The organism is Dyella jejuensis (assembly GCF_044904675.1).
GTDB classification, from domain to species: domain Bacteria; phylum Pseudomonadota; class Gammaproteobacteria; order Xanthomonadales; family Rhodanobacteraceae; genus Dyella_B; species Dyella_B jejuensis.
Map to the genome: position 1 here is coordinate 340,446 of NZ_JADIKJ010000001.1, position 22,561 is coordinate 363,006.

The 22,561-nt window shown below is 62.1% G+C and carries 22 protein-coding genes and 1 tRNA gene; 14 read left to right on the forward strand and 9 right to left on the reverse strand.

The features are described from left to right. Positions 1-344 precede the first annotated feature (344 nt). The gene (locus ISP15_RS01400; RefSeq protein WP_404544247.1) at positions 345-1,727 is read right to left on the reverse strand and encodes a serine hydrolase domain-containing protein; all 1,383 of its coding nucleotides are present in this window, start codon (positions 1,725-1,727) and stop codon (positions 345-347) included. 444 nt (positions 1,728-2,171) lie between these two features. Here ISP15_RS01400 and ISP15_RS01405 point away from each other — a divergent pair, with 444 nt between their 5' ends. Continuing rightward, the gene (locus tag ISP15_RS01405; protein WP_404544250.1) at positions 2,172-2,843 is read left to right on the forward strand and encodes a dienelactone hydrolase family protein; all 672 of its coding nucleotides are present in this window, start codon (positions 2,172-2,174) and stop codon (positions 2,841-2,843) included. Beyond that, positions 2,840-3,265, forward strand: a complete 426-nt coding sequence (locus ISP15_RS01410) for an HIT domain-containing protein (RefSeq protein ID WP_404544253.1) — start codon at positions 2,840-2,842, stop codon at positions 3,263-3,265. The genes ISP15_RS01405 and ISP15_RS01410 overlap by 4 nt, the downstream gene beginning before the upstream one ends. A 91-nt stretch (positions 3,266-3,356) precedes the next feature. Here ISP15_RS01410 and ISP15_RS01415 read toward each other — a convergent pair whose 3' ends face one another. From ISP15_RS01415 to apbC, 3 genes are all read right to left on the reverse strand, one after another. Beyond that, a complete protein-coding gene (locus ISP15_RS01415; RefSeq protein ID WP_404544258.1) occupies positions 3,357-3,875 on the reverse strand; it encodes a hypothetical protein in 519 nt (172 codons plus the stop codon). 82 nt (positions 3,876-3,957) lie between these two features. Continuing rightward, positions 3,958-4,524 carry a dCTP deaminase gene (gene dcd / locus ISP15_RS01420; RefSeq protein ID WP_404544261.1) on the reverse strand — a complete coding sequence of 189 codons (567 nt, stop codon included), beginning with the start codon at positions 4,522-4,524 and terminating at the stop codon, positions 3,958-3,960. 127 nt (positions 4,525-4,651) lie between these two features. Continuing rightward, positions 4,652-5,746 (reverse strand): iron-sulfur cluster carrier protein ApbC, encoded by a 1,095-nt coding sequence (apbC, locus tag ISP15_RS01425; protein WP_404544264.1) that lies wholly within the window; start codon positions 5,744-5,746, stop codon positions 4,652-4,654. Between the two features lie 180 nt (positions 5,747-5,926). Between apbC and ISP15_RS01430 the strand changes: the two genes are divergently transcribed. From ISP15_RS01430 to nth, 4 genes are all read left to right on the forward strand, one after another. Then, complete coding sequence (locus ISP15_RS01430; protein ID WP_404544267.1) at positions 5,927-6,388, forward strand: DUF2147 domain-containing protein; 462 nt, start codon at positions 5,927-5,929, stop codon at positions 6,386-6,388. A gap of 271 nt (positions 6,389-6,659) precedes the next feature. Next, complete coding sequence (gene metG / locus ISP15_RS01435) at positions 6,660-8,759, forward strand: methionine--tRNA ligase (protein ID WP_404544270.1); 2,100 nt, start codon at positions 6,660-6,662, stop codon at positions 8,757-8,759. Positions 8,760-8,800: 41 nt separating this feature from the next. Further along, positions 8,801-9,406, forward strand: a complete 606-nt coding sequence (locus tag ISP15_RS01440; protein ID WP_404544273.1) for an RnfABCDGE type electron transport complex subunit B — start codon at positions 8,801-8,803, stop codon at positions 9,404-9,406. Further along, positions 9,403-10,041, forward strand: a complete 639-nt coding sequence (nth, locus tag ISP15_RS01445; RefSeq protein WP_404544276.1) for an endonuclease III — start codon at positions 9,403-9,405, stop codon at positions 10,039-10,041. Before ISP15_RS01440 ends, nth begins: the two co-directional genes overlap by 4 nt. A 97-nt stretch (positions 10,042-10,138) precedes the next feature. On the opposite strand, the gene ISP15_RS01450 is transcribed toward nth, so the two are convergent. Continuing rightward, positions 10,139-11,830 (reverse strand): hypothetical protein, encoded by a 1,692-nt coding sequence (locus ISP15_RS01450; protein ID WP_404544278.1) that lies wholly within the window; start codon positions 11,828-11,830, stop codon positions 10,139-10,141. A 187-nt stretch (positions 11,831-12,017) separates the two neighbouring features. Here ISP15_RS01450 and rnt point away from each other — a divergent pair, with 187 nt between their 5' ends. The 6 genes from rnt to phoU all read left to right on the forward strand — a co-directional run bounded on the left by rnt (position 12,018) and on the right by phoU (position 17,657). Next, a complete protein-coding gene (gene rnt / locus ISP15_RS01455; protein ID WP_404544280.1) occupies positions 12,018-12,677 on the forward strand; it encodes a ribonuclease T in 660 nt (219 codons plus the stop codon). Positions 12,678-13,003: 326 nt separating this feature from the next. Continuing rightward, entirely contained in the window at positions 13,004-14,035 is a 1,032-nt protein-coding gene (pstS, locus tag ISP15_RS01460) for a phosphate ABC transporter substrate-binding protein PstS (protein ID WP_404544369.1), read from the forward strand. A gap of 124 nt (positions 14,036-14,159) precedes the next feature. After that, entirely contained in the window at positions 14,160-15,131 is a 972-nt protein-coding gene (pstC, locus tag ISP15_RS01465) for a phosphate ABC transporter permease subunit PstC (protein WP_404544287.1), read from the forward strand. After that, positions 15,131-15,997 carry a phosphate ABC transporter permease PstA gene (gene pstA, locus ISP15_RS01470; protein ID WP_404544290.1) on the forward strand — a complete coding sequence of 289 codons (867 nt, stop codon included), beginning with the start codon at positions 15,131-15,133 and terminating at the stop codon, positions 15,995-15,997. Before pstC ends, pstA begins: the two co-directional genes overlap by 1 nt. Next, positions 15,990-16,793, forward strand: coding sequence for a phosphate ABC transporter ATP-binding protein PstB (pstB, locus tag ISP15_RS01475; RefSeq protein ID WP_404544292.1), 804 nt, complete (start codon positions 15,990-15,992; stop codon positions 16,791-16,793). The genes pstA and pstB overlap by 8 nt, the downstream gene beginning before the upstream one ends. A 129-nt stretch (positions 16,794-16,922) precedes the next feature. Further along, on the forward strand, positions 16,923-17,657 hold the full coding sequence (gene phoU, locus ISP15_RS01480; RefSeq protein WP_404544293.1) for a phosphate signaling complex protein PhoU: 735 nt from the start codon (positions 16,923-16,925) through the stop codon (positions 17,655-17,657). Positions 17,658-17,786: 129 nt separating this feature from the next. Here the strand turns inward: phoU and ISP15_RS01485 are convergent, their stop codons facing one another. From ISP15_RS01485 to rnr, 3 genes are read right to left on the reverse strand one after another with little or no spacing between them, the layout of a single operon-like run. Then, entirely contained in the window at positions 17,787-18,071 is a 285-nt protein-coding gene (locus tag ISP15_RS01485) for a CBU_0592 family membrane protein (RefSeq protein ID WP_404544296.1), read from the reverse strand. Further along, positions 18,068-18,811, reverse strand: coding sequence for a 23S rRNA (guanosine(2251)-2'-O)-methyltransferase RlmB (gene rlmB / locus ISP15_RS01490; RefSeq protein ID WP_404544298.1), 744 nt, complete (start codon positions 18,809-18,811; stop codon positions 18,068-18,070). The genes ISP15_RS01485 and rlmB overlap by 4 nt, the downstream gene beginning before the upstream one ends. Continuing rightward, positions 18,808-21,402: a ribonuclease R gene (gene rnr, locus ISP15_RS01495; RefSeq protein WP_404544301.1), complete on the reverse strand. Its 2,595-nt coding sequence runs from the start codon at positions 21,400-21,402 to the stop codon at positions 18,808-18,810. The genes rlmB and rnr overlap by 4 nt, the downstream gene beginning before the upstream one ends. A 149-nt stretch (positions 21,403-21,551) precedes the next feature. Here rnr and ISP15_RS01500 point away from each other — a divergent pair. Then, positions 21,552-21,636, forward strand: a tRNA-Leu gene (locus ISP15_RS01500). Between the two features lie 217 nt (positions 21,637-21,853). Here the strand turns inward: ISP15_RS01500 and ISP15_RS01505 are convergent. Beyond that, positions 21,854-22,153, reverse strand: coding sequence for a hypothetical protein (locus tag ISP15_RS01505; protein WP_404544303.1), 300 nt, complete (start codon positions 22,151-22,153; stop codon positions 21,854-21,856). Here ISP15_RS01505 and ISP15_RS01510 point away from each other — a divergent pair. Beyond that, positions 22,145-22,474 (forward strand): hypothetical protein, encoded by a 330-nt coding sequence (locus ISP15_RS01510; RefSeq protein ID WP_404544306.1) that lies wholly within the window; start codon positions 22,145-22,147, stop codon positions 22,472-22,474. The two genes, ISP15_RS01505 and ISP15_RS01510, sit on opposite strands and share 9 nt — an antisense overlap. Positions 22,475-22,561: the final 87 nt, after the last annotated feature.

A 22,561-nucleotide genomic window follows, 5' to 3' on the forward strand; every position in this document is an offset into this window, starting at 1 on the left:
GGAGTGAATGAGCAAACAATATGCCATCTCTTGATTGAGACGAGTGGCCATCGGAATCATGGAGTTACGGTGAAACACTATCGCGTGTTGCAGCGTCCGCGGACACTCCTGCGGACACCCACCCGGACAGTCGACGAAAGTAGGCCGCTAAGCGTTCGCCTCATCGTTGATCACCCAGTTCGTAACCGATTGATTGGCGCAAATGGCTGCCGCGCGGTGGCGGCGTCCGCTTTTAGTTGCGGATGGCGCCGAAACTTCCCGTGTGTGGGCATACACGCCGAAACATCACTGAGCCTTGCCCAACGCGTTTCCGATTTAGCGACTCTAACTTGCTTGTTCGCCGATCATCGGGGGGTCACTTGCTTTTCCAGCCGCGAAGGAGCCACGCCATCTGGATAAAATTCGAGTGCCGTAACATGACCATCCGGCGACCTTACGACATGAAAATAGTCCGTGCCGTCGCCGGCATAATAGAGAAGATCGCCACTGGCTGGGGTCAATGGACGTTTGGGACCGGGGCTTCGCTGGATATAGAGCTGACCGCCCTCTGATGTTATGACGTGCTTGGAATCTCCTTGGATTTCATACGTTCCCAAAAGAGCATCTTCGTCACGTTTGGTCAAAGTCACATCGACAAAATGCTGGTAAGGCTTCCCGATGGCCAGCGCGGCCAACTGAAGAGCAATGGCGTGTGTATTTGGTTTTCCGGAATCTGAGTTGGCGAGTACCGCAACGGTCACTTTCTCGCCAGGCACGTAGACATATTGCGATGAGAAACCCTCAATACCGCCGTTGTGTTCGAAGGCCTGCTCGCCTCGCACGGTATATAGCATCACGCCATAGCCATAAGGAACGATGCTTCCCTCCGGAAGTCTGGTGGGCGTCGTCATTTCTTTGAGCAGCGATGGCGGAAACACGTTGCTGGTGTTGAGGCCTATTGCCAAACGGCGTATGTCGTCAGCCGTCGAAGAGAGCGCCCCCGCAGTCATGGGACCGCTGATAGACACAAAAGGCGGCCGAGCCACGGTACCTTGCTCGTTAACACTGTAGCCCTGCACCAATTGATTGACGACAACATCGTCCGGGTAATAGCCCGAATGGTCCATGCCAAAGGGAGCCAGTACCAACTCACGTTCTACCTCGTCCCAGCGATGGCCCGTTACCTTTTCAATGACGGCACCCAGCAGCACATATCCCGAATTGCTGTAAAGCCACTTACTTCCGGGCTTGAAGTCCAATGGTTGCTTCGCAATCAAACCGACAAGCGTCTTGGTGTCCAACCTTAACGTTGGATCTGCATTCCAGTTGTCACTTACGCCAGCGGTATGGCTCAACAATTCGGCAAGGGTGATGTCTGAAGCGTGAGGAAATTCCGGCAGGAATTTGGACAAATGGTCGTCAAGAGATAGCTTTCCCTGTTGGCTCAGCAACAGGATGGTCGCTGCCGTCACGGTCTTGGTGATCGAGCCTATGCGATAGACATCATCATTCACCGATGGCACGTGAAGCTCTATGCTGGCCATTCCGCGCGAAGCCCGGTAAATCACCTTACCGTCCTTGGAGACCACCACGGAAACCCCTGGACCATCCTGTGCTGTAAAGCGAGACATGATTTGATCGGCAGAAGCGGTGAACGGCGATGTTCCCGAAGCGGTAGCCAAGGGAGCTAGGCCAAGCAACAAGACAGCTGCCAGCGCAGCTCGTGACGCGCGAACCGGATAATCCATGTCATCCCCCGTGGCCGTTCGGGCCAACTAAAAGCAAATACATAGCGGTCGAAACGGCTTTGATGGAGTGCCGAAAGGCATACAGACCAACATTACTCGTTGCGAAAAGCCCGCACGAATAAAGGACAGGAATAGCGAACACTTTTGACCACGGGACGACAGTTACACGCCCCATGCGGCCTAGATGCCAGCTCGCAAGATAGATATATATATCCAGTGCACTTAGGGCGGCCGAGGCTGGGGGTAGCCTGGGACCTGGCCTGTCGGACCGCTCAATAAGCGATAAACCGAGAATTATAGCGGGATCCAGGAAATAGCGCGGGCACTCACCCCTTACACGTTTTTATCGCGTCGTTCGCACACAGCGCACTGCATGCTGGCCGCGCCGCTTCACCCTCCCTAATCGTCCCCTAAAATCCCCGCACAACCAGAAGGAACCGCATCATGGGCAAGCACATCAATCTCCCGACCAACGGCACTCAATGCATCGGCGCCTACGTGGCCGAGGCGGAAGGCAAACCCAAGGGCGGGTTGGTGGTGATCCAGGAGATCTTCGGCGTCAACGAGCATATCCGCAACGTGGTGGACCGTTTCGCCGCGATGGGCTACACGGCTATCGCGCCGGCTTTCTTCGATCATCTGGAAACCGGCGTGGAGCTGGATTACTCCGAGCAAGGCATGCAGCGCGGCAAGCAACTGGTGGGCGAGGTAGGGCTCGACCGCGCGGTGGAAGATGTAGCCAGTGCTGCGGATGCCATCGCTTCCGCCGGCAAGATCGGGACCGTCGGTTATTGCTGGGGCGGTACCGTGGCGTTCCTGTCCGCGATCCGCCTGGGGCTGCCTTCGGTAAGCTATTACGGCGCTCGCAACGTGCCGTTCCTCGGTGAAACGCTCAAGGCACCGGTGATGTTCCATTTCGGCGAGAAAGACCCTTCCATTTCTGCCGACATGGTCGCCAAGCATCGCCAGATGCTGCCGGACATGGACGTCTATACCTACGCGGGCGCAGGCCATGCCTTCAATCGGGATATCGATCCCAGCCACTATCACCGGGAAAGCGCGGAGCTGGCCCTCAAACGCACGCTGGCTTTCTTCGATCATCTGGCGGGCGCATGAGGGCGGCCGAATTCGCACTCGATCCGCGCTTGCAGGCGGACACGCATCCGGTTACGTCGCTAGCACTGTGCGATGTGCTGTTGATGGATGATGCACGGTTTACTTGGTTGATCCTGGTACCGCGTCGCGCCGGCCTGGTGGAAATACTCGATCTGCCCGATGAGGCGCAACTGGTCTTGTGGCAAGAAATCCGCCTGGTCGCTACCGTAATGCGCGATGTCGTGGCCTGCGACAAGCTCAATATCGGCGCGCTGGGCAATAGCGTGCGCCAATTGCATGTGCACGTGATCGCACGGGTAGAGGGCGATGCGGCTTGGCCCGGACCGGTATGGGGCCATGGCCGCGCGGAGCCCTATCAAGCATTGGAACGACGGGCACGTATCGCCCTGCTGCGCGATCGGTTGGCTGCCCTGGCCGGTTGAACGTTGCGCCCTTCCTCCGCCTTGCGCAGGAATGGCAATTCGTAAAAAAACGCCCGCATGAGTGCGGGCGTTTTTTACGTTACGTGCCGGCTCAGTGGCCCGGACTACCCGAGCCACCGGCATCATCGCCACCGCCGTAGGAATGGCCGCTGGCATCCTTGTTGGTGTCGCTGCTCGGTGCCGCGGTGGGAGCGTGGTAGTCCTCCAATGCGCGGGCCTTGGTTTCGATTGGGTTGATGCGCGCGAGCTTGCCGCCATCGTCGTAGTACGCGACAAAACCGTAGTCCAGCTCCAGGCGCGCCATGTATTGCAGGTGCTGCTTGCGGATCTTGGAGTCGTCGCTGGGTACCAGCAGCACGGTCTTGGGCAACTTGCCGGTGTCCTTCAGATAGGCGAAGTGGCTGCCGGCGTCGAGCGCGGAGAGCACGGCGCCATCGATCAGGAACTGGCCGCTCTTGTATGCCTGGACCGTCATGTCGAACTGGTTCTGGATCTGGGTGGATTTCACCGTGTCCTTGGCAGCGTTGCGATGGCAACCACCGAGCACCAGCAGGCTGCCGAGCAGAAGCACGGCGGCGCCGCGGGCCGGCAGCGTGGAAAAGCGGATCATGTGGATCTCCTGCGAATATCGGTGGGGCCAGCGAAGTGTAGCGCCGCCCCGCAAGGGTGGATAAGGTGACTGAACACTGCGTTCAGGTCCGCGGCAAGGTCACGCCTTGCTGGCCCTGGTACTTGCCGCCGCGGTCCTTGTAGCTGGTTTCGCATTCCTCGTCGGATTCGAAAAACAGCATCTGCGCGACGCCTTCGTTGGCATATATCTTGGCGGGAAGCGGCGTGGTGTTGGAGAACTCCAGCGTCACATGACCTTCCCATTCCGGCTCCAGCGGCGTCACGTTCACGATGATGCCGCAGCGCGCGTAGGTGCTCTTGCCCAGGCACACGGTAAGCACCTGGCGCGGGATGCGGAAATATTCCACGGTGCGCGCCAGCGCGAACGAATTGGGCGGAATGATGCACACGTCCGCCTGCACATCCACGAAGCTGGTCGGATCGAACGCCTTCGGATCGACAATGGTGGAATTGATGTTGGTGAAGATCTTGAACTCGCGCGCGCAACGCACGTCGTAGCCGTAGCTGGACGTGCCGTAAGAAATCAGCTTATTGCCATCGCGCAGCTTGACCTGCCCCGCCTCGAACGGTTCGATCATGCCGTGCTGTTCCGCCATGCGGCGGATCCATTTGTCGGATTTGATACTCACGCGGACTCCGGTGCTCACGCCGCGCCCGGCTGCCCGGGCGCAAAGCGGCAAAAATACATGGTCTGTGGGCCTCTGTGCCAGCGATGGGCGCCTTGTCCGAACTGCGCCCAGGGATGGACCACGGCGCTCAGGCCGGCGGCGCGCCCTGCACGATGACCTTGCCCAACCCCAGCGATTTATTGCGCGGCTGGCGTGCGAGCCGGCCGGCGGTATTGCGTGCGATTTGGCGATAACGCGCCGCCAGGTCCGACTCCGGTATCGCCACCACCGTGGGCGTGCCGCCGTCGGCCTGCTCGCGGATGCGAATGTCCAACGGCAGCGAACCCAGGTAAGGCACTTGGTATTGCGCGGCCATGCGCTCGCCGCCGCCCGCGCCGAAGATATGCTCCTCGTGCCCGCACTGGCTGCACAGGTGCGTGGCCATGTTCTCGACGATGCCGAGTACCGGCACCTCGACCTTCTCGAACATCTTCAGCGCCTTGCGCGCATCGAGCAGCGCAATGTCTTGCGGCGTGGTGACGATCACCGCACCTGCCACGGGCACTTTCTGCGACAGCGTAAGCTGGATATCGCCGGTGCCCGGGGGCAGGTCGACGATCAGGTAATCGAGCATGTCCCAGCGCGTATCGCCGAGCAGTTGCATCATCGCCTGCGTGACCATCGGGCCACGCCAGATCATGGGCGTTTCCTCATCGACCAGGAAGCCGATCGACATGGCCTGCAGCCCATGCGCCGTCATGGGCGTGATGCTTTTGCCGTCCGGCGACTCCGGCTTGCCGTGGATGCCGAGCATGCGCGGCTGGCTGGGACCATAGATATCGGCGTCGAGGATGCCGACCTTCGCGCCTTCGGCCGCCAGCGCCAGCGCCAAGTTCACCGACACGGTGGATTTGCCCACGCCGCCCTTGCCCGACGCCACCGCGATGATGTTCTTGACGTTGCCGAGCGGCGCCAGCATGCCCTGCACTTTGTGCGCATACACGCGACTGCTCAGGGATATGGCTGCCGCATCGATCGCCGGGTCGGCTTCCAGCGCCTGCCGGGCCTGCGCAATCAGCAAGTCGCTCGCGCCAGCGGCCGGATAACCCAGCTGGATATCCACCGACACCCTGTTTCCATCCACGCCGACCGCGCGAACGGCGTCGACCAGCGGCGCGCCGGTGTGGGGATCGATAAGGTCGCCGAGCAAACGGCGGACCAGGGCTTCATTCGCCTGCGTCATGAGAGGGATCGATCGCTGAGAAGGTCGTCAATTATGCCAGTCCCGTCTGGCTGCCGGCTGCGATACGACCGACTTAGGCATCGATAGGTTCTGCTTGCCCGCTCATGGCGCAATGCAGCTTGACCATATGCGGCGCGGCTCGGCACGCTCTCCATACGCCAACGTAGGGAGTGCTTTACGATGAAATACCTGCCGAAATCAGGCCTATCGTCATTCGCCATCGCCGCCTGCCTGCTGCTGGGACCGGCGGCAGCCTGGGCCGCCAGCGATACGCCAGTGGGAACCTGGAAACAGGTGGATGACAAGACCGGCAAGGTCAAGTCGATCATCCAGATCACCGACGAGGGCGGCCAGTTGCAAGGCAAAGTGCAGCAGATCCTGGTTTCCGATGACGGCCCGAACCCGGTTTGCAGGAAGTGCGACGGCGACAAGAAGGATCAGCCGATCCAGGGCATGACCATCCTGTGGGGCGTCAGCAAGGACGGCGATGTGTGGGATGGCGGCAAGATCCTCGATCCGCAAAGCGGCACCGTCTACAAGGTCAAGCTGACCATGGCCGACGGCGGACAGAAGCTCGATGTGCACGGCTACGTCGGTTTCTCGCTGCTCGGCCGCAGCCAGATCTGGATTCGCCAGCAGTAACGCATGACGCGCCTGGACTTCCCGGCAGCCACGAGCCGGCCCCCGCGCATCCAGGCGCGCACCTCACGAGCGATTTCGTAGCGACATCGGCGACCGGCAAGCCTCCCGCCGGTACGCGCACGATTTCCGTGTCGCTGCAATTCACCGATATCGGCGCTTCCTGCAACATCGGCTACGCCGACCATCCCTGCTTGCCTGGAGCGCCAATCACCGGAAGGCTCATGGCGGCTCGTGCCATAATGCGCAGCTCTCCAGCCCCAGCGCCGAAGCCATGTCCCGACGCCTCCTCGTCACCCATGCCCTGCCTTATGCCAATGGCCCGTTGCACCTGGGTCACATGCTGGGCTACATGCAGACCGACATCTGGGTCCGTGCGCAGCGGATGATGGGCAACGAGGTGTATTTCGTGGCGGCGGACGACGCGCACGGCACTCCCATCATGCTGGCCGCGGAAAAGGCCGGCGTTTCGCCCGAAGACTTCATCCGCGGGATCCGTGCCAGCCACGAAGCGGACTTCGCCGATTTCCATTTCAGCTACGACAACTACTACACCACGCACTCGCAGGAAAACCGCGAACTGGCCTCGCTGATCTACACGCGGCTGCGCGATGGCGGCTACATCGCCAAGCGCAGCATCCAGCAGTTGTTCGATCCGGACAAGCAGATGTTCCTGCCGGACCGCTACATCAAGGGCACCTGCCCCAAGTGCGGCACGCCGGATCAATATGGCGACAACTGCGAAAACTGCGGCGCCACCTACGCGCCCACCGACCTGGTCCATCCGTATTCGGTGGTCTCGGGCGCCACGCCGGTGTTGCGCGATTCCGAGCATTACTTTTTTGAGTTGGGCAAGTTCGACGTACTGCTGCGCGAGTGGTTCGGCGGCAAGCTGACCGACGGCGCGCCGGTTGCCAATCCGGGCGTGGTCGCCAAGCTCAAGGAATGGCTGGATGGCGGACTGAAGGATTGGGACATTTCCCGCGATGCCCCCTACTTCGGCTTTCCTATTCCGGACGCACCGGGCAAGTTCTTCTATGTATGGCTGGACGCACCGGTGGGTTACCTGGCCAGCTTCAAGAACCTGTGCGACAAAAGCGGATTGAAGTTCGACGAGTTCCTCGCGCCGGACAGCCGCACAGAAATGCACCATTTCATCGGCAAGGACATCATCAACTTCCACGGCCTGTTCTGGCCGGCGATGCTGCATGGCGCGGCGTTGCGCACGCCCACCGCACTGCACGTCAACGGCTACCTCACCGTGAACGGCGCAAAGATGTCCAAATCGCGCGGCACGTTCATCCAGGCGCGCACCTACCTGGATGCCGGACTGCATCCGGAATGCCTGCGCTACTACTTCGCCACCATGCTCAGCGATGCGCCGGTCGACGTGGACCTGGACCTGAAGGCATTCGAGGAGCGCGTCAATTCGCACCTGATCGGCAAGTGGGTGAATATCGCCAGCCGTACCGCCGGCTTCGTACACAAGTATTTCGATGGCCGCCTGGCGCCGCGTTTCTCGGCCGAACAGGATGAATTGTGGGGCGTGCTGCTCTCGCACTACCAGGGCGTACCCGCACTTTACGAAAGCGGCGAATTCGCCGAGGCCATGCGTCGCTTCGTGCTGATGGCCGACCTCGTCAATGCGCACATTGCCGCCAAGGCGCCGTGGGCGATGGCCAAGCATGAAGCGCAGCGCGACGAACTGCACCAGATCTGTTCCTTCTCGCTGGCCGCCTTCCGCTTGCTCGGCGGCCTGCTCAAGCCGGTGCTGCCGGCCACCGTCGCGGCGGCCGAGCAATTCATGGCCGCACCGATCGCCGACTTCGACGCCGCCTGCACCACGCTGCATAACCACGCGATCCAGGCTTTCGAGCCGCTGCTTGCGCGCATCGACCCCAAACGTATCGAAGCGATGGTCGAAGCCTCGAAAGAATCGCTGGGCTCCGCGCCGGAACCGGAAAGCACCCCCAAGAAACCCATCAAGAAAGACAGCAAAGCCATGACCGACACCGCAGCCCCTGCCACCACGCAAGAAGCCGCCATCATCAGCATCGACGATTTCGCCAAACTCGACCTGCGCGTCGGCAAGGTGCTCACCTGCCAATTCGTGGAAGGCTCGGACAAGCTGCTGCGCTTCGAACTGGACGCCGGTCCGCTGGGCAAGCGGCAGATCTTCTCCGGCATCCGCGCGGCCTACGGCGAGCCGGAACAGCTGATCGGCCGCAATGTGGTCTTCATTGCCAATCTCGCACCGCGCAAGATGCGCTTCGGCCTGTCCGAAGGCATGATCCTTTCCGCAGGTGATGGCGGCAGCGATTTGTTCCTGCTCGACGCGGGCCAGGGCGCGAAGCCGGGCGCGACGGTACGCTGATCCGAACTTTCCGGCCTTCTGGGGAGAGCGCAAATACGGTCATGACCCCCTCTTTGACCGATCGCATCGATGCCCTGCTGCCGCAAACGCAATGCGAACAATGCGGCTATCACGGTTGCCGCCCCTATGCGGAGGCGATCGCCGATGGCACGGCGGATATCAATCAATGCCCGCCGGGCGGCCAGCTCGGTATCGTCCGGCTGGCCGCCCTGCTCGGCCGCACGCCGATACCGCTGAATCCGGATAACGGCACCGAAAAGCCGCGTACCCTGGCACGCATCGTCGAAGCCGATTGCATCGGCTGCACCAAGTGCATCCAGGCCTGCCCGGTGGATGCCATCGTGGGCGCCAACAAACTGATGCATGCGGTGATCGCCGACGATTGCACCGGTTGCGAACGCTGCGTGCCAGCATGTCCGGTCGATTGCATCGTGCTCGAGCCCATGCCGCTGGCGCAGGCCGACGATCCGGCCCACGCCGACGCCGCCCGCGCCCATTTCCAGCGCCGCGAAGCGCGCCTGGCCGCGCAGCATGCGCAACGCGAGGCAGAACTCGCGTCGCGCAAGGCACAAGTCACCAGTGCTGGCCAGAACGTACTCGATGTGCTTGCCCGCGCCAGGGCCAGGAAACAGGAACCCAAGGCATGAAGAAAGCGGACGTCATCGAACTGTTCACCCGCTTGCGCGAACTCAACCCGCATCCGACCACCGAACTTGTCTACACCACGCCCTTTGAGTTGCTGGTTGCGGTAGTGCTCTCCGCGCAAGCGACCGATGTGGGCGTGAACAAAGCCACGCGCAAGCTTTACCCGGTTGCGAACACGCCACAGGCGATCCTCGACCTGGGCGAGGAACAGCTCAAGCGCTACATCAGCACGATCGGGCTGTTCAATGCCAAGGCCAAAAACGTTATCGCGCTCTGCCGCATCTTGGTCGAGCAATACAGCGGCGAGGTCCCCGACACCCGCGAAGCATTGGAGGCATTGCCCGGTGTCGGACGCAAGACCGCCAACGTGGTGCTCAACACCGCGTTCGGCCATCCCACCATGGCGGTCGACACACATATCTTTCGCGTCGCCAATCGCACGGGCCTGGCGCCCGGCAAGGACGTGCGCGCGGTGGAAGACAAGCTGGAAAAAGTGGTGCCGGCGGAATTCAAGCAGGATGCGCACCATTGGCTGATCCTGCACGGGCGTTACGTGTGCAAGGCGCGCAAACCCGACTGTCCGAACTGCGCGATTCGCGACTTGTGCCGTTATCGCGACAAGACCCCAGCGCAATAAGCTGCACATCCAAAAAAGCAAACGGCGGGCATATGCCCGCCGTTTTTCCGTCCTTAGGCCGAACTCCCTTCCGATAACCGATCCAGTTATCCGCCGCTTAGAACGGGTAGTAACGGAAGCTGGTGAAGAACATGTTGTCCGACGCGGTCGGCGCATTGCCGTGGATGTCGGTGAACAGCTGGCGCGAAGCGTGCGAGAACTGCGTACCGAACTGCACGCGACCGAACTTGCCCTGGTAGAACTTCCACCAGAAGCCGATCGTCTGTTCCGTGACACTGCGGGTCTGGCCGGTGCAATCGCTGGGCGCGCCGTAGACCAGGCAGTCGCTGTTGTTGTAGCCCAGTACAGCGGCGCCATAACCGAGCGGCAAACCGTTTACGCCGGAGGTCAGGTAGCTGTCCTGCTGCTCGCGGCCGCCGGCGGCGTACAGATCGAAGGCATCCGTGGCGTGCCAGGTCAGCGTGCCAAGCGCCATGTTTTCCTTCAGCGGATGCGGCGCGCCGCTCGTCGTGTAGGTAATGTCGCTGAGCCCGGCCGTGCCGTAGCGGCCAATGCCCTTGCCGCTCATGCCCGAAAGCTGGAAGTCCAGCACCTTCGGAACCAGCGGCAGTACCATGCCGATACCAAAACCACCGCCATGCGCGGTCTGATTGCTGGTGCCTGCGGGACCGCCGTTGGCGGTGGTCGGCGTAACGCGAGTGGTGAACTGGCGCGAAATACCGAACAGTTCGTAGTGCCCCCAACCCGGATCAGCCGCGAACTTCACGATGACATCCGGAATCTGGTTGAGCGACACCGTATTGAGGGTGTCGTAGAGCGAGCCGGCCTGGACTGTTGCCGTGGTCGTCGCATAGCCCTTGGTACCCGTACCGGCGAGCGAACCGACACCCGCGGTCTGCGGATTTTCCACCGACACGCCCAACCACCACATCTTGTCCCAGTCTTTCACGATGCGCAGCTGCGCCTGGCGCGCCCAGGTAAAGCCCACCGCGTACTGTGCGTCGATAGTGGGGGGCAACACTTCCTTGGTCGGGGTGATACCTACGCTGTCGAGCGTCAGCAGCGACCACGCCTGGCCGGCCAGCAAGTGCAGACCGTAGGCGTTCCAATCGATATTGGTCCACAACTGGCGAATACGCATGTTGAACGAGTTGCTCTCGTTCATGTTCGCCGTCTGGGCGCCGCCGAGGAAGTCTGTCTCGTAGTAGCCCGTCACATGCGTAGAGTCGTTGATGTCGCCTTCCGCCTTGACCGACAGGCGGCTCTGGCGCGCGCTGTACAAGAACTGATCATTCTTGGCGTTGGTGACCGGATAGCTCGTGGTTGCGCCGCTGCCGGTGTTGATCGGCGCGGTGCTCGTGCCGCCCTGGAACGGGATGGCAGTGAACTTGGTGGCTACGTCATCGGCGGTATCGCGCGAGCGGTACGCCGTTTCAGCCGCCAGGAAACCGCCGAAGGTCCACTTCACGCCACCGCTGCCGCCCAGCGTGTCGCCGAGCTTGGCCGAAGCCTGCTGCTCGGCCTGCTGCACCTGTACTTGCGTGGCTTGCACCTGCGCCTGGGTGGCCTGCACGCTCTGCGCCGTTTGCTGCTGCGCCTGCGTTTGCGCGGCGGACTGCGACTGCAAGTCCTGAACCTTCTGCTCCAGTGCTGCGATCTCGGCCTGCATCTGGGCCAGCTCGGCCGCGCTGACGGTCACTTTCTTGTTGGACGTCTGTGCCGACACAGCCGTAACGCTGGTCAAGCCCAAACCGGCAGCGATCGCCACCGTGAGCATCTTGGAACGCATGTAGTTGTCTCCGCTATATCAATGGAACCGCGGTCGGCACTCTAGATATTTCCCCTGGAGCGGCGTTGCGGGTTGGGCGCATGATCGAGCGGGAGCTTTACCGTTAGATGGATGTTATGTGACAGAACCAAGACAAAAACATACGTTCGGTCATCTGGCGCAATGAAGCGACTGATATGCTTGCCGGATGGAGCAACTCAACAACAGCTTGGCGGCCCGGCTGGCCGATCGTTTCCGCGGCTTCCTGCCGGTGATCGTGGACGTGGAAACCGGCGGCTTCGATGCCGACCGCGATGCGCTGCTGGAAATTGCAGCGGTAACCGTGGGCATGGATCAGGATGGCCATCTTTATCCGCATCCGGTCGTTTCCACGCATGTGGAACCGTTCCCCGGTGCGAACATCGATCCGCGCTCACTGGAAATCACCGGCATCGATCCGGAAAATCCGCTGCGCGGCGCGTTGCACGAACGTGCCGCGCTGGACTACATCTTCCAGGCCGTGCGCCATGCGGTACGCGGCCATGAATGCCAGCGCGCGATCCTGGTCGGGCACAACGCCGCTTTCGACCTGGGCTTCATCAACGCTGCCGTGCGTCGCACCGGACACAAGCGCAATCCATTCCATCCTTTCAGCTGTTTCGATACCGCCACACTGAGCGGCCTCGCCTACGGGCAAACCGTCTTGAGCAAGGCAGTGCTGGCGGCCGGCTATACCTTCGATTCGCGGGAAGCGCATTCGGCGGTCTATGACGCCGAGCGCACCGCGCTGCTGTTCTGTCGCATCGTCAATCGCCTGCGCACGCTGGAAGTGCTGGAGCTCGAACGTGTGGGCGCTATCCTGCCCTGAAATGCGCCATCGTGGCGCTCCTGGCGTTCATTGAGCCGCCGGCCGCGTCTCGCTGGCAATGCGAGCGTCCGCCTTTTGAACGCACGCGCTGGCCGGGGCTCGGCATTGGTCCCGGATGAATCTCCCCTGTTGCAAAGGCGAGGAAAAACCTGGTTTTCCAATGTCCCGCCGGCGTTGCAGGACAATCATAGCGCTCCGGACAGCCTCAAGATTTTGCGACTGTCATCAAGCTGAAATATTCATCTCATCTCATTGCAACACCCAGCCTCTGCAATAGAGGGGACATGTGGCCTTACGCGCCATACCCTCCCAAAGGAGCCTTTGTGTTGACCTCATTCAAACTTCCGTCTCGTCTCGGCACGCTCGCCATCGCAGTCGTCGCGTCCCTGTATGGCTTGACGGCGCACGCTACCGACATCACCGGTGCGGGCTCCAGCTTCGTTTATCCGGTCATTTCCAAGTGGTCGGCCGCGTATGCAGAGAAAACCGGCAACCATGTCAATTACCAGTCGATCGGTTCGGGCGGCGGCATCGCGCAGATCAAGGCCGGCACGGTCGACTTCGGCGCCTCGGACATGCCGCTGAAGGCCGAGGACCTGGCCAAGTTCGGCCTGGGCCAGTTCCCTGACGTGATCGGCGGCATCGTACCGGCCTTCAATGTGTCCGGCGTGGCCGCCGGTTCGCTGGTGCTGGATGGTCCGACCCTGGCCAACATTTATCTCGGCAAGATCACTGCCTGGAACGATCCGGCGATCGCCGCGCTCAATCCGTCCCTGCATTTGCCCAGCGCGAAGATCTATGTCGTGCACCGTTCGGATGGCTCGGGCACCAGCTTCAACTTCACCGACTATCTCTCGAAGGTGAGCGCGGAATGGAAATCGAAGGTCGGCGAAGGCACTGCCGTGCAGTGGCCTACCGGTATCGGCGGCAAGGGCAACGAGGGCGTGTCGGCTTATATCAAGCAGATTCCTAACTCGATCGGCTATGTGGAATATGCCTACGCGCTGCAGAACAAGATCGGCTACGCGAAGCTGAAGAACGCCGCCGGCAACGTGATCGAGCCCAATACCGCCAGCTTCCAGGCCGCTGCCGACACGGCCGACTGGAAGAGCGCCAAAGACTTCAACCTGTTGATGACCAACGCTCCCGGCGCCCAGGCATGGCCGATCACCGCCACCTCGTGGGTGATCATGTACAAGACGCCGAAGAACGCCGCCAACGCCAAGGTCACTTTCGATTTTTTCAAGTGGGCCTACGAACACGGCCAGGATTCGGCCCGCGCGCTCGACTACGTGCCGCTGCCCACTACGCTGGTGCAGCAGATCGAAGCGTACTGGTCCGGCGAATACAAGATGTAAGCTGACTTTTCCGCTCTCCGCCATGTTTCGGGAGAGCAAGAACGGCAGCCGTAACCTGCGACGCGCGCAACCCTTCGTTGTGCGCGTCGCGCTGATTGAAACCGATCGTGGATGACAACCCAGCATGCAAGCGACCAGTGCCGAACCGCTCGCCCGTGACACCGAACACCGTTCGCGCACCGATGCCCGCCACGACCGGCTGTTCCGGTTCTTGCTGCGCTTCTGTGCACTGCTGGTACTGGCGACCCTGCTGGGCGCCGCGCTGTCCACGCTGTGGGGCGGGCGCGAGGTGTTGTTCAAGCACGGCTTGCATTTCCTGTTCAGTGCCGACTGGAACCCGGTCGAGGATCAGTATGGCGCGCTGGCGCCGATCGCCGGCACGCTCATCACCTCGCTGATCGCGCTGGTGCTCGCCGTGCCGGTCAGTTTCGGCATCGCGCTGTTCCTGACCGAGATCGCTCCCGGCTGGATGCGCGGTCCGGTCAGTGCGGCCATCGAATTGCTGGCTGGCATTCCTTCCATCATCTACGGCATGTGGGGCTTGTTCGTGTTCGTGCCGTTCATGGCGAGCATCGAGCCCTGGCTCAACGACACGCTCGGCAACATTCCAGTGATCGGCGTGCTGTTCCAGGGGCCGCCACTGGGCCTGGGCCTGCTGACCGCGGGCATCGTGCTGGCAGTGATGATCCTGCCCTTCATCTCGGCGGTAATGCGCGAGGTGTTCCAGACCGTTCCCGCGCGGCTCAAGGAATCATCCTATGCGCTCGGCTCCACCACCTGGGAAGTGGTGTGGGACATCGTGCTGCCGTATACGCGCTCGGCGGTGATCGGCGGTATCTTCCTGGGGCTGGGCCGCGCGCTCGGCGAAACCATGGCGGTCACCTTCGTGTTGGGCAACTCCTACAACATCACTTCCTCGCTGCTGATGCCGGGTACCTCGATCTCCTCGAGTATCGCCAACGAATTCAATGAAGCGGTCGGCCTGCACCGCTCCGCGCTGATCGCGCTGGGCTTCCTGTTGTTCGTGGTGACGTTCATCGTGCTGCTGATCGCGCGCCTGATGCTGCGCCAGCTGGCACGCAAGGAGGGCCGCTGATGTCCGCCGTCTACGCACGCCGCCGCATGACCAATATCGTCGCGCTGGTGTTGAGCGGCTGCGCCACCTTGCTCGGCCTGATGTTCCTGGTGTGGATCCTGTGGATTACCGTACAGAATGGCCTTGGCGCGCTGAAGCCGACGCTGTTCACCAGGATCACCGCCTACGCCGACCAGGGCGGCCTCTCCAACGCCATCGTCGGCAGCCTGATCATGGACCTGATCGCGCTGCTGATCTGCGCGCCGGTCGGCGTGCTGGCCGGCACCTATCTGGCCGAGTATGCCAGTTCGACCAAGCTGGGCGCCTCGATCCGCTTTCTCAACGACATCCTGCTTTCCGCGCCGTCGATCGTGCTGGGCCTGTTCGTGTACGTGATCATCGTGTTGCCGATGTCGAACCTGACCCATGGCAACATTTCGTTTTCCGGTTTTGCCGGTAGCGTGGCGCTGGCCCTGATCGGCCTGCCGGTGATCGTGCGCACCACCGACGAGATGTTGCAGCTGGTGCCAGGCACCCTGCGCGAGGCGGCACTGTCGCTGGGTATTCCGCAGTGGAAGCTTACGGTGCAGGTGCTGATGCGCGCGGCGTTCTCCGGCATCCTCACCGGCGTGCTGCTGGCGCTGGCGCGCCTGGCGGGCGAAACGGCGCCGCTGCTGTTTACCGCCTTCGGCAACAACTTCATGACCGTGCACCCGCTGGACAAGATGGCCAGCATGCCGGGCACGATCTACCAATACACCAACGATCCAAATCCGGCGCTGCATGCGATCGCCTGGGCCGGCGCGCTGTTGATCACCCTGTTCGTGCTGGCGCTCAGCCTGCTGACCCGGATCCTGTTTTCGCGCAAGAAGGTGAGTTATGAATGACCTCGCCGCCGCTACCGCGGCGCCACTGACCGGCGCCGCGTCGCCCGCCAAGATCAAGGTGCGCGACGTGCACTTCTATTACAACGGATACCATGCGCTGAAAGGCATCGACATGGATATTCCGGAGAAACAGGTTACCGCGATCATCGGGCCTTCCGGTTGCGGCAAATCCACCCTGCTGCGCATCTTCAACCGCATCTATGCGATCTATCCCAAGCTGGAAGCGAAAGGCTCGATCGAGCTCGACGGCGAGAACATCCTCGATCCGGCCTACTCCATGAACCGCCTGCGCACCAAGGTGGGCATGGTGTTCCAGAAGCCGGTGCCGTTCCCGATGACCATTTTCGAGAACGTGGCCTATGGCATCCGCCATCATGAAAGGTTGTCGCGGGCCGACATGGAAGTGCGCGTCGAGCAGGCGCTGCGCAGCGCGGCGCTATGGGATGAAGTGAAAGACAAACTCAAGCAAAGCGCGCTCGGCCTGTCCGGTGGACAGCAACAGCGCCTGTGCATCGCGCGCGGCATCGCGCTGCGCCCCGATGTCCTGTTGCTGGACGAGCCCACCTCGGCGCTGGACCCGATCGCCACCGGCCGCATCGAGCAACTGGTGGAAGAGCTCAAGCACGAATACACGATCGTCATCGTCACCCACAACATGCAACAGGCGGCACGCTGCTCCGACCGCACCGCCTTCATGTACCTGGGCGAGCTGATCGAGTACGACAATACCGAAAAGATCTTCACCAAGCCGGGCAAGAAGCAAACCGAGGATTACATCACCGGGCGCTTTGGATAATCGGCGCTATGCGCCACTAATTCCCCTCTCCCCTCCGGGGAGAGAGCAGGGTGAGGGGCCAGCCTCGCGAAATCTGGAATCAGCTTCCGCGAATGTCCACTCCACCAAAAACATGACGAGACCACACCCATGAGCGGCAGCAGCAAGGAACACATCATCAAGAGCTACGACGACGAACTGCTTCGCCTCACCGGCGAACTGGTCCGCATGGGCGAGCTGGCGGTGAGCCAGCTGGAAGCCGCGATCGATGTCGTGGACCGCCGCGACGAGCGTGCCGCGCAGCACGTGGTGAACAACGACGAGGCGATCGACCAGCTCGAACAGGACATCAGCCACGACGTGGTGCGCCTGCTCGCCTTGCGCGCACCGATCGCCGGCGACCTGCGCAATGTATTCGCCGCCCTGCGCATCGCCGCCGATATCGAGCGCATTGGCGATTACGCCGCGAACGTCGCCAAGCGTTCCATTCCCCTGTCGATGGCGGCGCCGATGACGCCCACCGGCGGCCTGGCGCACCTGGCCGAATTGGCCGCCGAGGAAGTGCGCGAGGTGCTGCGCGCCTATCGTGACCGCGACGCCGAACTTGCTTTCAAGGTATGGCAGGACGACGTGCAGCTCGACGAAGCCTATACCGGTTACTTCCGCGAACTGCTTACCTACATGATGGAAGATCCGCGCGTGATCACCCCCTGCACGCATCTGCTGTTCATGGCCAAGAACATCGAGCGCATCGGCGACCACGCCACCAACATTGCGGAAAACGTGTGGTTCCAGGTCAAGGGCGAGCCGCTCAACGCACAGCGCGACAAGCGCGATCTCACTTCCAATCCGGAGCCGGTGAAGCTGGGCCATCGGCCTGATTGACGGTTCGACCCGGATTGCTTTCTGTCCTTCCGTGCACGACCGGAGGGGGAATCGGCACCAAGCGCGGCGGCTTACAAAAAATGCGGTTCGAACCATGCTCGCCGCCATGGGCCATTGGCGACAAAGCGATCAGGATGGAACATGGCGTCCCGCTGCGCGCGCCTCGCGCCGTAGCCGCATGCCGCGCGCGATGCCGTAAAGACCGATCAGCAGCCATGCCACCTGCATGAAGAATGCCGGCGCATTGAACGCGCCAAATATCAATGAAAGCATCACGCCGAGCGCGCCCAGCACATTCATCAGCTGATAAACCAGGCCGTTGCCATGCAACCTGTGCGCCTGCAGCAGCAGGTAAGCCAGCAACACCAGTGCCACACCCACGTAGCCCGCCCAATCGTGCCAATAGAACGTCATCGCACTCTCCTTTGACGCAATGCTTCAAACAGGACGATGCCGGAGGCCACTGACACGTTCAAGCTTTCCATCGCACCGGGCATCGGAATCCTGGCGACGAAATCGCAGGTATCGCGCGTCAGCCGGCGGATCCCTTCGCCTTCGCTGCCCAGCACCAGCGCCACGGGACCCTTGAGGTCGATGTCGTAGATGGACTGCTCCGTGTCGCCGGCCAGTCCGGTAATCCAGACACCGGCGTCCTTCAAGCTGCGCAAAGCCCGCGCGAGGTTGGTAGCGGCAATCAGCGGCACGCGATCCGCGCCGCCGGCCGAGGCCCGGCGCACTACCGGGGTGAGGCCAACGGCACGATCTTTCGGCACGATCACCGCCGTAACGTTCGCCGCGGCGGCGCTACGCAGGCATGCGCCAAGATTGTGCGGGTCGGTGACGCCATCGAGCACCAGCACCAAGGCATCGTTGCCAGCCTGTTCGAGCAGGTCGGGCAGATCGTTCTCGCCGGCCAGCGGTGGCGCCTGGTACAGCGCCACCACTCCTTGATGCCGCGCCTCGCCCGCCACACGATCAAGCTGCTCGCGCGGACGATGGTGCACGGGAATCTTCAACTCCTTGGCGCGCTCGGCCAACGCCTGCACGCGCGGGTTGCGCTGGCCATTTTCCACCAGCACTTCGCGCACGCGCTCGGCGTCATTGCTCAGCGCGCCTTCCACCGGGTTGATCCCGACGATCCAACTCTCGCTCATCGTTTGCCTTTCGGTTTCTGTACGCGGCCTTTCGAGGCCTTGCCTGCTGCCGCGCCACCGGCGGATTTACCCCTGGATGCGGATGCCACGCTGCCCTTGCCTGCCGAGGTTTTCCTGGCCGGGCGCGTCGCTCCCTGCTTGGCCGACTTGTCGTCGCGCGCCGGCAACGGCGGCAAGGACGGCAACGGTTTGCGACCGGAAGGCAGTGAATAACGCTCGCCCGCCGCGGCGTAATCGTAATGCCGCGGCGTGGCCGGCGCCGGCGCTTCGGACGCTTTCGGCGCAGCCGCATGCCGCGCCTGCTGGACCAGGCGGAAATCGATCTTGCGATCTTCCAGGCTGGCTCGCAGCACTTGCACCTGCACATGATCGCCCAGGCGGAACTGCGCGCCGCTGCGCTCGCCCTTCAACAGATGGCGCACAGGATCGAAATGGTAGTAATCGTTGGAAAGCTGGCTGATGTGCACCAGGCCGGACACTTTCGATTCGTCCAGTTCGACGAACAAGCCAAACGAGGTTACGCCGGTCACCACGCCCGCGAATTCCTCGCCGACATGCTTGGCCATCCACGCGCAGCGGAAACGTTCGTCCACATCGCGCTCGGCTTCCTCGGCACGGCGTTCGCGCTGCGAACAATGCACGGCCATCGCCGCCATCGCCGCGTCGGTGTAGTCATAGGCGGCCGGCTTGCCGCCCTTCAGGGCGTAGCGGATCGCGCGATGCACCAGCAGGTCGGGATAACGGCGGATCGGCGAAGTGAAATGCGCATAGGCGGAAAGCGCCAGCCCGAAATGACCACGGTTGTCCGGCTGATAGGCCGCCATGCTTTGCGAACGCAACAGCACCGACTGGATCAGTTCGCGCTCCGGACGGTCGCGCACCATGCGCAGTACATCGGCGAAATCAGCGGGAGTCACCTCTTCCAGCGGCGGCATGCGCAATTTGAATTCGCGCAGGAATTGTTGCAGGTCCTCGTACTTCTCCACCGGCGGCGGTTCGTGGGCGCGGTACAGCGCGGGAATCTTGCGCTTCTCCAGATACAGCGCCGCCTGCACGTTGGCGGCGATCATGCATTCCTCGATCAGCTTGTGCGCATCGTTGCGTTCGACCGCGCCCACCGCTTCCACTTCACCGGTCTGGTCAAGGCGGAATTTCACTTCCGGCGTTTCGAAATCAATGGCGCCGCGGCGACGGCGCTGCTCCAGCATTGCCTGGTACAGCGCATGCAAGTTCTCCAGCTGCGGCAACACGTCCGCCACTTCGTGCCGGGCATCCGCGTCGCGCAGGCCGATCGCCTGCCACACCTTGTCGTAGGTAAGGCGCGCGTGCGAACGCATTACCGCGTCGTAGAACTTGGCCTTGGTCACCTCGCCGGTGGCGTCAACCTGCATGTCGCAGACCATGCACAGGCGCTCCACTTTCGGATTGAGCGAGCAAATGCCGTTGGACAAGGTCTCCGGCAGCATCGGCACCACGAAGCCGGGAAAATACGTGGACGTGCTGCGCTCGTAGGCTTCCTGGTCCAGCGCACTGCCGACGCGCACGTAATGCGATACGTCGGCGATCGCCACGACCAGGCGCCAGCCGCCGCCACGCCTGGGTTCGGCGTACACGGCGTCGTCGAAATCGCGCGCGTCCGCGCCGTCGATCGTTACCAGCGGCAGCTTGCGCAGGTCGATGCGGCCTTCACGTTCGGCGGCGGTCACTTCCGGTTCGATCTGTGCCGCCTCGCGCAGCACTTCCGCCGGCCATACGTGCGGCAGATCGTGGCTGGCGATCGCCATTTCCACCAGCAGCGAAGGCTGCAAGCGCTCACCGAGCACGGCCCGGATCGCCCCCATCGGACCGCGATAGGCCGTCGGCGGATCGGTGATCTCGACCACCACGATCTGACCCGAACGCGCACCTTGTTCCTGGCCCGGCACGATCATGACGTCCTGGTGCAGGCGACGGTCGTCGGGGGCCACCAGGGTGACGCCGTTCTCGACCACTACGCGGCCGACGAGCCGCGGCGACCGCCTTTGCAGCACCTCCACCACCGAGCCTTGCTTGCGCCCGCGCCGGTCCACGCCGACCACGCTGGCGAGGATGCGATCGCCATGCATCACGCTGCGCATCTGATACGGCGAGAGGTAAAGATCGTCGCCCCCCTCATCCGGGCGGAGGAAACCGTAGCCTTCCGCGTTGGCCAGTACCACGCCGGGAATCAGGTCCAGTTTGCGTGCCGGCGCATAACCGCCGCGCCGGCCAAGCAGCAACTGGCCGTCGCGCACCATGGCCGACAATCGCCGCGCCAGCGCGGTGATGCTGTGCTCGTCGTCCAGGTGCAGCGCCTCGGCGATGCGCGCTTCGGTCAGCAATTCGCCGCGCTCTTCCAGCAACGCAAGGATTGCCTCGCGGCTGGGAATCGGCCGTTCGTAACGCTCCGCCTCGCGCTTGGCGAATGGGTCGGCCGGCTGTCCCGAGGGAGGCTCGGCCGGCGCACCGGCACGGCCGCGGCGTGTGGGTTTGAGCTCGCCTTGGCGGGCTTTCGTGGGCTTGGCCGCTACGCGCGGGGCCTTATCCTTGCTGGGCTTTTTTTTCTGGGTCACGGCCTAGTATCGCCTTGATGGAGCATTCGATAAACGTTTCTTCGCCACGCCAGCCAATGCGACAATTGCGGTGAAGAAAGAGTTGACAACATGTCCGTACATGCCTAGTCTACGCGGCTCGCGCAGCCCGAAAGGTTCGCGCGACACCTGCCCAGGTGGCGGAATTGGTAGACGCACTAGTTTCAGGTACTAGCGGGTAAAACCGTGGAGGTTCGAGTCCTCTCCTGGGCACCAACATAAAACCAAGGCGCTGAAAAGCCTTGGTTTTTTCGTTTCTGGCGCGTGAATCATCTCCCCTCGACGGATTCAATGGCCGTATCCACGGCATGGCGAGCCGCCTCTGCGCAGATGTTTCGCGCATGCACCGCCGAAGCGCATACCAAAACGTGTGTACTGGCCAACATGGTGCGCCACCATGCCACATACCCGTAAGCGCGCGCGACGGCACAGCCTACAGGGGAACATCACTTCTGCACTGCGGATCGATCGCGAGCGTCCATGCTTTGCGGCGGTCAGTGCCGTTCACGATTTCCAGCGCAAACAGCCATCGCGATGAGCAGAATAACGCGCCCGCTTCATGCGTCGCACAACGTGTCGTCGCGGGCGCGCCACCAGTCATGCACAATGCCAACGTCACCATGCCGCCGATGCCAACGATCACGGCTGCGCCAGACACCAGCCATGATCGATTTCCCAGGCGCATTCGAAGCAGCTCCTCTGTTTGTTCAATAAGGCCACGCCGATGCGCCACCTTCCTTTGCTATTGCTCAGTCCCTTGTTGCTGGTCCTGCTATGGCTATTTTGGGTCTATCCAAAAGGCGGGCTCGGCAATCGCTGGCGTCTTCTTTACAACCTTGTCGTCACGCTGCTCACCGTCATGGCATGCGCTTGGGCGACGACAAGTTTCCACGCGGCATCCTCCAGCCCAGCCGCCGGCGTTTTCGGCCGGCAAAGCGGGGATATATGGAACCAGGTCAAGCCGTCGCTGTGCGGATACGGAATTTCCATCGGCGTGCTCGGCATCGCCGTGGCCATTCGCAGTATCCTGTGGCGATCAAGAGCTGTGCGATAGACGTGTGACTTTTGCACGTCTGCGCGAACGCAGCTTTCCAGGCGAACGAACCAACACCTGAGCGCCCTCCCATCCCTGGGCGAGATC